Below are 11366 nucleotides of genomic sequence, written 5' to 3'. Positions count from 1 at the left end.
GATCGCTGCTCGGGTCAGCCGATGTCCAGCGTGCCGGCGGCATTGCGCGCGTCGTGCTGCTGGACCCGGTCGAGGTACGCCTTCGACTTCTGCACCTCGTTCTCGAGGACGCCGATGGTGGTCGACATGTTGTCGAGCGCCTTGAGCTTGAACTCGTCGATCGAGTCCATGGTGGCGTAGATGTTGGCGAAGGCCGCCTGCAGTTGCTCGAGGCCGATCGTCGAGGACGAGGCCTGCTCCTGGATCGCGGCGGAATTCTCCTTGAGCATCTCCGAGGTGCGCTGGATCATCGCGGAGGTGGTCGTGTTGAGCGCGCTGATCTGGTCGAGCACGAGCTTCTGGTTGCTCAGCGCCTGGGCGACGATGACCGCCGTCCGCAGGGCCGAGATCGTCGTGGTCGTGGCCCGGTCGACACCCTTGATCAGCTCGATGTTGTTCTTGATGATGATGTCGATCGCGAGGTAGGCCTGGATCGACACCGCGAGCTGGGTGAGCAGGTCCTGGTGCTTCTGCCGGACGTAGAACAACACGTCCTGCGACAGCGACTTGGCCGTCTCGGGGTCGCTCAGCTCCAGCTCGGCGATCTTGGCCGACAGCTTCGCATCGAGCTTCTCCGCGACGTAGATGTACTGGTTGAGCCGCCCCATGACCGACCACAGGTTGGTCTTCTCGAGGTTGAGCGCCACGTTGTCGCGGGTGAGCTCGTCCTGGCCACTGCGCAGGGAGTGCAGGATGCCGTTGAGCTGGCTCTGCGAGGACTGGTACTTGCGGAAGTAGTCCTCGATCTTGTCGTTGAAGGGCAGCTTGTCCCACCACTTCTTCACGCCGGTCGCCTGCCCCGGGTCGAGGTCCTCGACGGTACGCCGCAGCTCCAGCAGCGTCTTGCCGACGTTCGAGCCCTGCGCGATGCCGCCCGTCTTGAGCGCGTTGACCGGCTTGTCCAGCATCCGGTTGGACGTCTCGGCCGCCTTGCGGATGTCGGCGTCGCCCATGGTCCGGACGTTCTCGGCCTGCTTGGCGAACTCCGGGCTGCCCGCCTTCGTCGCCGTCAGCGAGGTCAGGAAGCTGTCGACCTTCGCGTCGAGCTCGGGCACCATCGTCGCCTCGACCTGGGGGGCCATCTTCGGCGCCTGCGTCTCCACGACCGGGGCAGGAGCCTCCGGAGCGGTCAGCGTGATCGCGGGCTCGGGAGGGGCGAGCGGGGTGGGCTCAGGTGCGGCAGCCTGGGAACCGTCGGTGGTCATGGCCCCGAGCCTATCCAGCCGGACCCCGGCTCATGCAGGACCAGCGGGGCAATTCAGGGTCGGGTCAGGGTGGACCCGGGTGCGTCAGCGCAGGCCGGCCCTCAGGAAGTCGTGCTCGTACTCGTCGTCCGCCGCGATCTCCGCGAGCGAGCCGAACCCCATCTCCTCGACCTCCGTCGCGAGGAACGTCATGACATCGGTGGGCCGCTGCTCGAGATAGCTCGCCAGCAGATCGGCGCCGGTGTCGTTGCCGTGTGGCACCTCGTCGTCGGCCGGGTCCCAGTAGAAGGGGTCGTCGAGCAGGGTCCGGGCTCCGGGAGCGTAGAGCGACCAGTCGATGTCGAGCGCCTCCCACGGCGACGTGGTGGCCCACCGCGCCTGGGCCGCGGAGGCCGGTGCCTCGACCGTCGACATCAGCTCCTGGTGCGTAGCCGGCAGCTGGTCGAGCCGCTGCCGGACGTGAGAGAGGAGCTGCGGGAGGTCGATGTCGTCGGCCGGCTTCACCCGGCGTTCGAGCGCGCCGAGCGCCGCGACGATCTCATGGGCCACGCCGGCGAACACCTCCGCATCGCCCTCGGGACCGAGGACGTCGTACTCGGACAGCTCGCTGACGATGCGGATGTCGACCCGGGCGGCCGGGCGCCGGACGGTCAATGCCGGCCCCTTCTGCCGCTCCCGCTCGTGCGGCACGCCCCAGTCAGGATTGTCGGCCTACCGGTCAGCGGGTGGCCTCGACCTTCGTGATCGCCGCACCGACCGCGGGGAGCCCTCGGCCAGGAACTCCCCCGCCAGCGACACGAGCGCACCACCGCCGTAGGTGGGCGATCGGAAGGTCACCTCGATCCACATGGCCGGAGCATGGCACCGCCCGACGGGACCCGTGGGTCAGGTCTCCAGCCGGACGATGAACCACGGCATCATCCACTGCGCGACCGGGCCGATGGTGAGGGCGTAGACGACCGTGCCGAGGCCGAGGGTGCCGCCGAGGATCACGCCGATCACCACGACGGTGATCTCGATACCGGTGCGGACCAGCCGGATCGAGAGACCGGTACGCCGGGCCAGGCCGGTCATCAGGCCGTCACGGGGGCCGCGGCCGAGCTGGGCGCCGATGTAGAGGGCGGTGGCCAGACCGCAGAGCAGGATGCCGCCGACCGTCAGCGCGATCCGGACCGCGATGTGGTCGGGGGCGTCGAACATGGCGAGCGTGGCGTCCGCCGCGACGCCGACCACGATCGCGTTGGAGATGGTGCCGAGGCCGGGCTTCTCGCGCAGCGGGATCCACAGCACGAGCACAGCGAAGCTGAACAGCACGACGGCCTGCCCGAGCGTGATCGGGACGTGGCGGACGAAGCCGGAGTGCAGCACGTCCCACGGCGCGAGGCCGATGTCGCCGAGCACCATCAGGGCCAGGCTGACGCCGTAGAGCCACAGGCCGACGTACAGCTGGACGAGGCGGCGGGGCAGGCGGCCGGCCCGGAGCTGGGCGACCGGGCCGAGGTCGGCGAGCTGGACGGCGACCCGCGGGGCAGGGGCGGCGAGGGACATGGCTCCAGGATGACCTGGATTGGACTGTCGAGAAATAGCCAATCGTGATCCAATGGTCTGCATGGAGCAGACCACGTCGCTGTCGGCCGCCCGACTCGCCGCCCTGGTCGAGGGGTTCGACCGCTCCCCCGCCTACGCCGGCCTGGCCGACGCCCTGCGCGAGCTGATCGGCGACGGCCGGATCGGCTACGGCACTCGGCTGCCCAGCGAGCGCGACCTGACCGAGGCGCTCGGCGTCTCGCGCACCACCGTCACCCGCGCGTACGCCGTGCTCCGCGACTCCGCCTACGCCGAGGCCCGTCAGGGCGCCGGGACCTTCACCCGGCTGCCCGGCGGGCGGATCCGGGCACTGGACCGGGCGCTGTGGCCCAGCGACGTCGGCAACGGCGTGATCGACCTCGTCTGCGCGGCGGCCACCGCTCCCCCGGGCATCGCGGCGGTGTACGCCGAGGCGGCGGCCGACCTGCCCGCCCATCTCGGCGGCCACGGCTACTTCCCCGCCGGCATGCCGGACCTGCAGGCCGCCATCTCCGCGACGTACGACGCGCGCGGACTGCCGACCGCACCCGAGCAGATCATCGTCACACCCGGTGCACTCGCGGCCACGGCGGTGGTCGGCAGCGCGCTGGCGGGCTCCCGGGACCGGGTGCTGGTCGAGTCGCCGACCTACCCCAACGCTGTGCAGGCGCTGCGGGCCGGCGGCGGCCGGATCGTCACGATCGCGCTCGACCCGTACGGGTGGGACCTCGACGCCGTCGCCGCCACCCTGGCCCGGCGCCGACCACGGCTGGTGTCCGCGATGCCGGACTTCCACAACCCGACCGGGCTGGTCATGGGCGAGGCCGACCGGGAGCGGTACGCCCGCCTGCTCGGACGGAGCGGCGCCACCGCCGTCGTCGACGAGGCGCACTACCTGCTGCCGCTCGACGACGACGCGGCGGCCGGACCGCCGTTCGCCGCCTATGCGCCGGAGGCGATCTGCGTCGGCAGCGCCAGCAAGAGCATCTGGGGCGGACTGCGACTCGGCTGGATCCGGGCGCCCCGCCCACTCGTCGACCGGCTCACCCGGGCCCGCGTGGGCCTCGACCTCGGCGTCCCTGTGCTGGAGCAGCTGGTGCTGACCCGGTTGCTGACCGGCGACCTCGACGCCGTCGTCCGCGGCCAGCGGGCCCGACTGCGCGAGCAGCGCGACGCGATGACCGGCGCGCTCGCCGAGCACCTGCCCGACTGGGAGTTCCGGATGCCGGGCGGCGGGATGGTGCTGTGGTGCCACCTTCCCAGCGCCGGTGCGACCGCGCTGTCCACCGAGGCCGAGCGCCACGGCGTACTCCTCGCCCCCGGGCCGTCCTTCGCCCCCGAGGGCGGCCTCGACCGATACCTCCGGCTCCCCTACGCGACCGCCGCGCCCCAGCTCGTGGAGGCGGTGCGCCGGATCACGGATGCCTGGGCGGTCGTCACCTCGGACCGGGGCGGCGCACCGATCCCACCCTCAGGCGCCGAGCCGGTCCTCGTCGCCTGACCCCTCCGTTGAGTTGCCCCATCCTCAGCGTTGAGTTGCCCCAAACTCGCCGTCGAGTTCGGCAACTCGACCCCGAGGATGGGGCAACTCAACGGCGAGTTCGGGGCAACTCAACTCAGACGAGATCGACCGCGCGGATCGACGTCGCCTCGATGGCCGACTCGATCTGGGCCAGCGCGTCGGCGGGGATGGCGGAGTCGACGGACAGCGCGACGAGGGCCTCGCCGCCCTTGGTCTCCCGGGAGACCTGCATGCCGGCGATGTTGACGCCCGCCTCGCCGAGGATCTGGCCGACGGTGCCCACCATGCCGGGCCGGTCGACGTAGGTGAAGAACGCCAGGTGCTCGGTCGGCTCGATGTCGACGATATAGCCGTTGACCTCGACCAGGCGCTCCTTCTGGGCGATGCCGACGAGGGTGCCGCTCACCGACACCTGGGTGCCGTCGGCGAGCGTGCCGCGCAGCGTGATCAGGTTGCGGTGGTCACCGCTCTCGCCATCCAGGACGAGGCGTACGGCGATGCCGCGCTCGGCCGCGAGCAGCGGGGCGTTGACGTAGGAGACCTGGTCCTCGACCACGCTGCCGAACACCCCCTTGAGGGCCGCGAGCTCGAGCACCTTCACGTCGTGGTCGGCGATCTCGCCGCGGACCTCGACGTCGAGCTGCTGGGCGACCTCGCCGGCGACGGCGGTGAAGATCTGGCCGAGCTTCTCGGTCAGCGGGATGCCGGGGCGGACGTCCTCGGCGATCACGCCGCCCTGGACGTTGACCGCGTCGGGCACCAGCTCGCCGGAGAGGGCGAGCCGGACCGACTTGGCGACCGCGATGCCGGCCTTCTCCTGGGCCTCGTCCGTGGAGGCGCCGAGGTGGGGGGTGGCCACGACGTTCTCGAGCTCGAAGAGCGGGCTGTCGGTGCAGGGCTCCTTCGCGAACACGTCGAGACCGGCCGCCGCGATCCGGCCGGTCTTGAGGGCGTCGTAGAGGGCGTCCTCGTCGACGATGCCGCCACGCGCGGCGTTGACCAGGACCAGCGACGGCTTGGCCTTCGCGAGCGCGTCGGCGTCGATGAGTCCGACGGTCTCGGCGGTCTTGGGCAGGTGGACCGACATGAAGTCCGACTCGGTCATCAGCGTGTCGAGGTCGACGAGCCGGACGCCGACCTGGGCGGCCCGGCCGGCCTGGACGTAGGGGTCGTAGGCGATGACGTTCATGCCGAACGCCGCGAGGCGCTGCGCGACGAGGACGCCGATGCGGCCGAGGCCCACGATGCCGACGGTCTTCTCGAACAGCTCGATGCCGGTGTACTTCGAGCGCTTCCACTCCCCGCCCCGCAGCGCGGCGTGGGCCGGCGAGACGTGGCGGGCGGCGGCGAGCATGAGGGCGACGGCGAGCTCGGCGGCCGAGATGATGTTGGACGTCGGCGCGTTGACCACCATGACGCCGGACTGGGTGGCCGCCTTCACGTCGACGTTGTCGAGGCCCACGCCCGCACGCGCCACGACCTTGAGCCGCTTGGCGACGGCGAGTGCCTCCGCGTCGACCTTGGTCGCGGAGCGGACCAGGATCGCGTCGACGTCGACGACGGCAGCCAACAGCTCCCCCCGGTCGGCGCCGTTGCAGTGCCGGATCTCGAAGTCCGGGCCGAGCGCCTCGACGGTGGCGGGGCTCAGCTCTTCGGCGATGAGGACGACGGGGCGTGCGGCCGGAGCAGTCCCAGCAGTCGGTGCGGTCACAGCGGGGTCCTTCGCAGGATGTGCGGATCGAGACGGGTGCACGGCGCTGTGCGGGCGCCGCCAGCCTACTCCCACCCGCCACGGATCCGCAGGCATGTCCGTGCGACGCGGGGTGGCCCACGGGGTCACGGCGAGAAGGACCTCAGGCGTCGAAGAGCGCCTGCCCGACGTACTCCCCCGCGCGGACGCCGGGAGGCACCGCGAACAGCGCCTGTCCGGTGAACCGGAGGTACTCCATGAGGGCGTCGGAGGACGACATCGCCCGCTGGAGCGGGATGAAGTGGGTGCGCGGGTCGCGGAGGTAGGCGATGAAGAACAGGCCGGCGTCGAGGCCGCCGACGTCATTGCTGCCGTCGACGAAGTTGTAGCCGCGGCGCAGGATCCGCACGCCGTCGTTGACCTCGGGATGGACCACCCGGACGTGGGCGTCGAGCGGGATGATCGGCCCGACGCTGCCCGCCATCGCGAAGTCCGGGTCGGTGAACTCCTCGCCGCCCGACAGCGGCGCCCCGGTGCCCTTGGTGCGCCCCACGAACCGCTCCTGGGCGTCCAGCGACTGCCGGTCCCAGACCTCGATCGTCATGTTGATCCGCCGGGTGACGAGATAGGAGCCGCCCGCCAGCCACGCCGCCGCCGGGTCGTCATCGGCCGCGACCCACACATGGGTGTCGAGCGCCGCGCCCTCCTCGGCCTTGATGTTGGCGGTGCCGTCCTTGAACCCGAACAGGTTGCGGGGCGTGGACTGGCTGGTCGAGGTGGTGGACGTCCGGCCGAAGCCGAGCTGGGACCAGCGCACGGTCGTCGTACCGAACCCGATGCGGACCAGGTTGCGGATCGCGTGGACGGCGACCTGCGGATCGTCGGCGCAGGCCTGGATGCAGAGGTCGCCGTCGCTGCGCGCGGGGTCGAGGACGTCGGCGGAGAAGCGCGGCAGCCGCTCGAGCGCCTCCGGGCGGCGCTCGGCGAGGCCGAACCTGTCGTTGCCGTCGCCGTCGGTGAAGAGGCCGGGCCCGAAGCCGAAGGTGATGGTGAGCCCGCTGGGCGACAGGTCCAGCGCCTCTCCGGTGTCGTCCGGCGGCGCATTGCCCGCGCCGTCGACCGCGCCGACGGGCCCGGCGGAGCGACCGGCCGTCATCCGCGCCGCAGCCTCGGTCCACGCCGTCAGCAGGGCGACGAGCTGGTCGCGGTCGTCGGTCGTGACGTCGAGCGCCACGAAATGCAGCCGATCCTGGGCGGGGGTGACGATGCCCGCCTGCCGCGCCCCGTGGAAGGGGTACGACGCCACGGGGGCGGCGCTCGTCTCCGCGTCGGGCGCGGTGAGCCGCCCGGCCGCGAAGGCGCCGGCCACCCCGGCGGCCGCGCCCACGCTGAGGCCGCCACCGAGGAGACCGCGCCTGCTGACGCGGGAGCTCCCGGTCAGGAGGTCACCGCCGCGGTGAGCTTCGAGAGCGGCTCGGACAGGGCGTTGACCGCGTCGGTCATCTTCTTGGTGTCGTCCTTGGTCAGCGCCGTGTAGAGGACGAAGCCGTCACCGTCGCGGTACTGGTCGAGCACCGCCTGCAGGGCGGCGAACGTGCTGGTCAGCTCCTCGGCCAGTGCGGCGTCCTTGGTCTCCAGCAGGCCCTGCACGCCCTCGTAGGCGACGCGGGCACCGTCGACGTTGGCCTGGAAGTCCCACAGGTCGGTGTGCGACCAGGCCTCCTCCTCGCCGGTGATCTTGCCGTTGGCGACCTCTTCGAGGAGGCCGATGGAGCCGTTGGCGATGTCGGTGATCGAGTACTCCAGCGCGTCCTCGCCGGTGGCCTGGATCCGCTGGTCCAGCTCCTCGGTGTTGGCGAGCAGGTCGTCGGCGTAGGACGTGCGCTCGGCGGGCGTGAGCGCGGCGTACCCCTTCGCGTCCTGCGGCCACAGGTCCTTCTCGATCCGGTGCCAGCCCGTCCACTCCTCGCCCGCGGCGACGTCGACGTCGGCCTCGCGGGCGTCGGTCTTCGGGTCGAGGTCGCCGAACGACTCGGCGACGGTCTCGATCCGCTCCCAGTGCTCGCGCGCGACCGGGTAGAGCGCGCGGGCCTGGTCGTCGGCGTTCCCGGCCTTGTAGAGCTCGGTGAAGTCGCGGGTCTTGGCGAGCAGCTGGGCGGACTGGTCCTGGACATAGGCGCGGTAGTTGTCCTGCGCCTGGTCGATGAGCTCCTGGTCAGAGGCGCTCACCTCCTGCGCGTCCTCGGCGTGGGTGACGGTGAACGCCGCCCGGATGCCCTCGCCGACCATGCCCGGCTTGCAGGCGGTGAAGTACTCGCCCTCCGGGGCGTTGACGGTCAGCTTCTTGGTCAGGTTCGGACCGATGTTCTCGACCTCGCCGACGATGCGCAGGCCGTCGCTGCCGAGCAGGTAGAACTCGGTGACGTCCGAGCCGGAGTTGGTGACGTCGAAGCTCAGCGTGCCGGCCGGGGCCTCGGTCGACGACAGCTCGCAGGTGTCGGCGTTCGAGGTGACCGACAGCGCGCGAGCGTCGCCCCCCTCGTCGTCACCGCCGGAGGAGGCGTTCTCGGTGCAGGCGGCGAGGGCGGGGACGACGGCCAGGGCCGCCACCGAGGCGAGCAGGGTCTTGCGCATGGATCAGTGCTCCTGGGGCTGAGGGGTGGGGCGGACGATGCGGTTGCGAAGGAGGAAGAGCACGCCCACCGGCACGACGTACAGCACCCAGGCGAGGGCCTCGAGCTTCGTCGTGGCGGGCGAGAAGTTGAAGACGCCCTTGAGCAGGGTGCCGTACCAGGAGGACGGCGGGATGACCTCGGAGACGTCGAACGCCAGGTCGTGCAGGCCCGGCAGGATGCCTGCCTCCTGGAGGTCGTGGATGCCGTAGGCCAGGACGCCCCCGGCGACGACGATGAGGAAGGCGCCGGTCCAGGTGAAGAAGACCGTGAGGTTGAGCCGGATGGCGCCGCGGTAGATCAGGTAGCCCAGCGCGACGGCCACCACGATGCCGAGCAGGGCACCCAGCAGCGGCTCCCAGGTCGGCGTCACCGAGCCGGCCGTGTCGCGGGTGCCGGCCTGGGTGGCCGCCCAGAGGAAGAGCGCGGTCTCGAGGCCCTCGCGGCCCACGGCGAGCATCGCGACGACGACGAGCGACCAGCGTCCGCCCTCGGCGGCCCGGTCGATCTGGCCGCGCAGCTCGGTGCCGAGACCGCGCGCCGCGGCGGACATCCAGAAGATCATCCAGGTCACGAAGGCCACGGCGACCAGGGACAGGGTGCCGCCGATCGCCTCCTGGGCCTCGAAGGTCAGTCCGCGGGGCCCGAACGTGAGCGTGGCGCCGAAGACGAGCGCGACCGCCACCGCCAGCGCGACGCCCGCCCAGATCCGCGGCAGCAGCTCCCGGCGTCCCGACTTCACGAGATAGGCCACCAGGATGCTGACCACCAGCGCGGCCTCGAGGCCCTCACGCAGTCCGATCAGGAAGTTGGCGAGCACAAACGGCCAATGTACGCCTGTTTGCTTAGGCTGGCCTTAGCAGTCGGTCATGACCTGGGTCACACCCGCGGCGGTAGGGTCGACGCACGGAATCGCCGAGCGTGCGAAGGAGCCAGACCAATGCGGGTTTTCACGACGTTCGAGGAGCTGACCGAGGCAGCGGGCACCGATCTCGGCACCAGCGACTGGGTCACCATCGACCAGCGCCGGGTCAACCAGTTCGCCGACGCGACCGGCGACCACCAGTGGATCCACGTCGACCTCGAGCGCGCCAAGGAGGGCCCCTTCGGCGGCACCATCGCCCACGGCTACCTCACCCTCTCGCTGGTGCCCTGGCTCGGCAGCCAGGTGTTCACGCTGCGCACCCCGGGCGCCAAGCTCAACTACGGCGTCAACAAGGTCCGCTTCCCGGCACCACTGCTGGTCGGCAAGCGGATCCGGCTGCACGTCGCGATGGGCGAGGTCGTCGACATCGCCAGCGGCAAGCAGCTCACCGTGCACCACACCGTCGAGATCGAGGGCGAGCCGAAACCGGCCTGCGTGGCCGAGACGGTGGTCCTGCTGCTGCCGTAGCGGCTGCAGGAATCGCCGGTCGACCGGCGATTCCTGCACTTGTCGGCCAGGCGAATTCAAGCCGTGGTCGCAACACCAGGTGGATTCGATTGCTCGGACAGTAGCTTGTCGAGGGCTTCGGCGGGGGTGCGCCAGGCGAGTCGTTTGCGGGGACGGGCGTTGAGCTCGGCTGCGACCTTGTCGAGGTAGCCAGGTCCCCACCGCGACAGGTCGGTGCCCTTGGGGAAGTACTGACGCAGCAACCCATTGGTGTTCTCGTTCGTGCCGCGCTGCCACGGCGAGTGCGGGTCGCAGAAGTAGATGTCGAGCCCGGTCGCCTCGGCGATCTGTGCGTGGTTGGCCATCTCGCTGCCCTGGTCCCAGGTCAGCGAGCGACGAAGTTGCTCGGGCAGGTCAAGCATCTTCTCGATCATCGCGCCGGCAACCGTTTCGGCAGTGTGGTCGCCGCGCAGGTGCAGCAGCATGGTGAACCCGGTCGCGCGTTCGACCAGCGTCCCGATCGCCGAGCCCGACTCGGTTGACCCCAGGATCAGATCGCCTTCCCAGTCACCGGGCACCGCCCGGTCCTCGACCTGTTTGGGCCGATCAGCGATGTTCACCATGCCCTGGATCTGGCCACGCCTCTTATCGGGTCGTCGGTGTGGTTTGCGGACCGCCCGACCGGTGCGCAGATACTTGACCAGTTCCCGCTTCAACGCTCCGCGGCCCTGCACGTAGAGCGCCTGGTAGATCGTCTCGTGCGACACCCACATCTCCGGATCGTCGGGGAAGTCCTCGCGTAGCCGGGCAGCGATCTGCTCGGGACTGTGATTCTCCCGCAGACGCTGTTGGACCTCGCGGCGCAGCGGCAGATTCGTGGCGAGCTTCGCCGTCTTGGGCCGCTTGGCTCGCGCGTCGGCATCGCCTTGTGCAGTCGAGGCCCGATAAGCGCGTCGTTGCGCACTGGACACGGGGCTGTGGGACACGCGACGCAGCTCTCGGCTGATCGTGCCTGGGTCGCGCCCGACCGTCCGGGCGATCTCTCGTACGCCCCTGCCCTCAGCGCGCAGCAGGGCGATCTCCTCACGTTCGGCGAAGCTCAGCCGTCGACTGCCCGGGCCGGCTGTTGCGGGCGGCATCACCCCGCCACGCTCACCGACCCACGCCCGGCCCGCTGAGACCGACACGCCGACAGCCACAGATGCTTCCTCGATCGAGCAGCCCGCCCGCACGACGTCCCAGAACTCGTACTCCAACTCAACAGGCAGCCGCGGACGACCACGACGAGCACCCATCACAA

At 70.7% G+C, this 11366-nt stretch carries 10 protein-coding genes; 2 read left to right on the top strand and 8 right to left on the bottom strand.

Annotated elements, in window-relative coordinates; all coding sequences use genetic code 11:
- Window positions 1-14 precede the first annotated feature (14 nt).
- From QJ852_09155 to QJ852_09145, 3 genes are all read right to left on the bottom strand, one after another.
- Window positions 15-1244: a toxic anion resistance protein gene (locus tag QJ852_09155; protein ID WGX98602.1), complete on the bottom strand. Its 1230-nt coding sequence runs from the start codon at window positions 1242-1244 to the stop codon at window positions 15-17.
- 84 nt (window positions 1245-1328) lie between these two features.
- Window positions 1329-1934 carry a hypothetical protein gene (locus QJ852_09150; protein WGX98601.1) on the bottom strand — a complete coding sequence of 202 codons (606 nt, stop codon included), beginning with the start codon at window positions 1932-1934 and terminating at the stop codon, window positions 1329-1331.
- Window positions 1935-2129: 195 nt separating this feature from the next.
- On the bottom strand, window positions 2130-2792 hold the full coding sequence (locus tag QJ852_09145) for a hypothetical protein (GenBank protein ID WGX98600.1): 663 nt from the start codon (window positions 2790-2792) through the stop codon (window positions 2130-2132).
- A gap of 61 nt (window positions 2793-2853) precedes the next feature.
- On the opposite strand from QJ852_09145, the gene QJ852_09140 reads away from it, so the two are divergent.
- The gene (locus QJ852_09140) at window positions 2854-4311 is read left to right on the top strand and encodes a PLP-dependent aminotransferase family protein (protein ID WGX98599.1); all 1458 of its coding nucleotides are present in this window, start codon (window positions 2854-2856) and stop codon (window positions 4309-4311) included.
- Window positions 4312-4426: 115 nt separating this feature from the next.
- On the opposite strand, the gene serA is transcribed toward QJ852_09140, so the two are convergent.
- From serA to QJ852_09120, 4 genes are all read right to left on the bottom strand, one after another.
- Complete coding sequence (serA, locus tag QJ852_09135) at window positions 4427-6043, bottom strand: phosphoglycerate dehydrogenase (GenBank protein WGX98598.1); 1617 nt, start codon at window positions 6041-6043, stop codon at window positions 4427-4429.
- A gap of 142 nt (window positions 6044-6185) precedes the next feature.
- On the bottom strand, window positions 6186-7463 hold the full coding sequence (gene efeB, locus QJ852_09130) for an iron uptake transporter deferrochelatase/peroxidase subunit (GenBank protein ID WGX99436.1): 1278 nt from the start codon (window positions 7461-7463) through the stop codon (window positions 6186-6188).
- Window positions 7460-8656 carry an imelysin family protein gene (locus QJ852_09125; protein WGX98597.1) on the bottom strand — a complete coding sequence of 399 codons (1197 nt, stop codon included), beginning with the start codon at window positions 8654-8656 and terminating at the stop codon, window positions 7460-7462. The genes efeB and QJ852_09125 overlap by 4 nt, the downstream gene beginning before the upstream one ends.
- 3 nt (window positions 8657-8659) lie before the next feature.
- Window positions 8660-9514 (bottom strand): FTR1 family protein, encoded by an 855-nt coding sequence (locus QJ852_09120; protein ID WGX98596.1) that lies wholly within the window; start codon window positions 9512-9514, stop codon window positions 8660-8662.
- 120 nt (window positions 9515-9634) lie between these two features.
- Here QJ852_09120 and QJ852_09115 point away from each other — a divergent pair, with 120 nt between their 5' ends.
- Complete coding sequence (locus QJ852_09115; protein WGX98595.1) at window positions 9635-10087, top strand: MaoC family dehydratase; 453 nt, start codon at window positions 9635-9637, stop codon at window positions 10085-10087.
- 56 nt (window positions 10088-10143) lie between these two features.
- Here the strand turns inward: QJ852_09115 and QJ852_09110 are convergent, their stop codons facing one another.
- Window positions 10144-11205 carry an IS30 family transposase gene (locus QJ852_09110; GenBank protein ID WGX99435.1) on the bottom strand — a complete coding sequence of 354 codons (1062 nt, stop codon included), beginning with the start codon at window positions 11203-11205 and terminating at the stop codon, window positions 10144-10146.
- Window positions 11206-11366 lie beyond the last annotated feature (161 nt).

This window comes from Nocardioides sp. L-11A (assembly GCA_029961745.1).
Classification (GTDB): domain Bacteria; phylum Actinomycetota; class Actinomycetes; order Propionibacteriales; family Nocardioidaceae; genus Nocardioides.
Note: the sequence above shows the minus strand (reverse complement) of the source record. Positions and strands in the feature narration are given on the sequence as shown.

Bases quoted from the DNA above. Each gene is read 5' to 3' on its own strand.
- QJ852_09155 (WGX98602.1), bottom strand. From the start codon at position 1,244: ATGACCACCGACGGTTCCCAGGCTGCCGCACCTGAGCCCACCCCGCTC.
- QJ852_09145 (WGX98600.1), bottom strand. From the start codon at position 2,792: ATGTCCCTCGCCGCCCCTGCCCCGCGGGTCGCCGTCCAGCTCGCCGAC.
- QJ852_09140 (WGX98599.1), top strand. From the start codon at position 2,854: ATGGAGCAGACCACGTCGCTGTCGGCCGCCCGACTCGCCGCCCTGGTC.
- QJ852_09125 (WGX98597.1), bottom strand. From the start codon at position 8,656: ATGCGCAAGACCCTGCTCGCCTCGGTGGCGGCCCTGGCCGTCGTCCCC.
- QJ852_09115 (WGX98595.1), top strand. From the start codon at position 9,635: ATGCGGGTTTTCACGACGTTCGAGGAGCTGACCGAGGCAGCGGGCACC.
- QJ852_09110 (WGX99435.1), bottom strand. From the start codon at position 11,205: ATGCCGCCCGCAACAGCCGGCCCGGGCAGTCGACGGCTGAGCTTCGCC.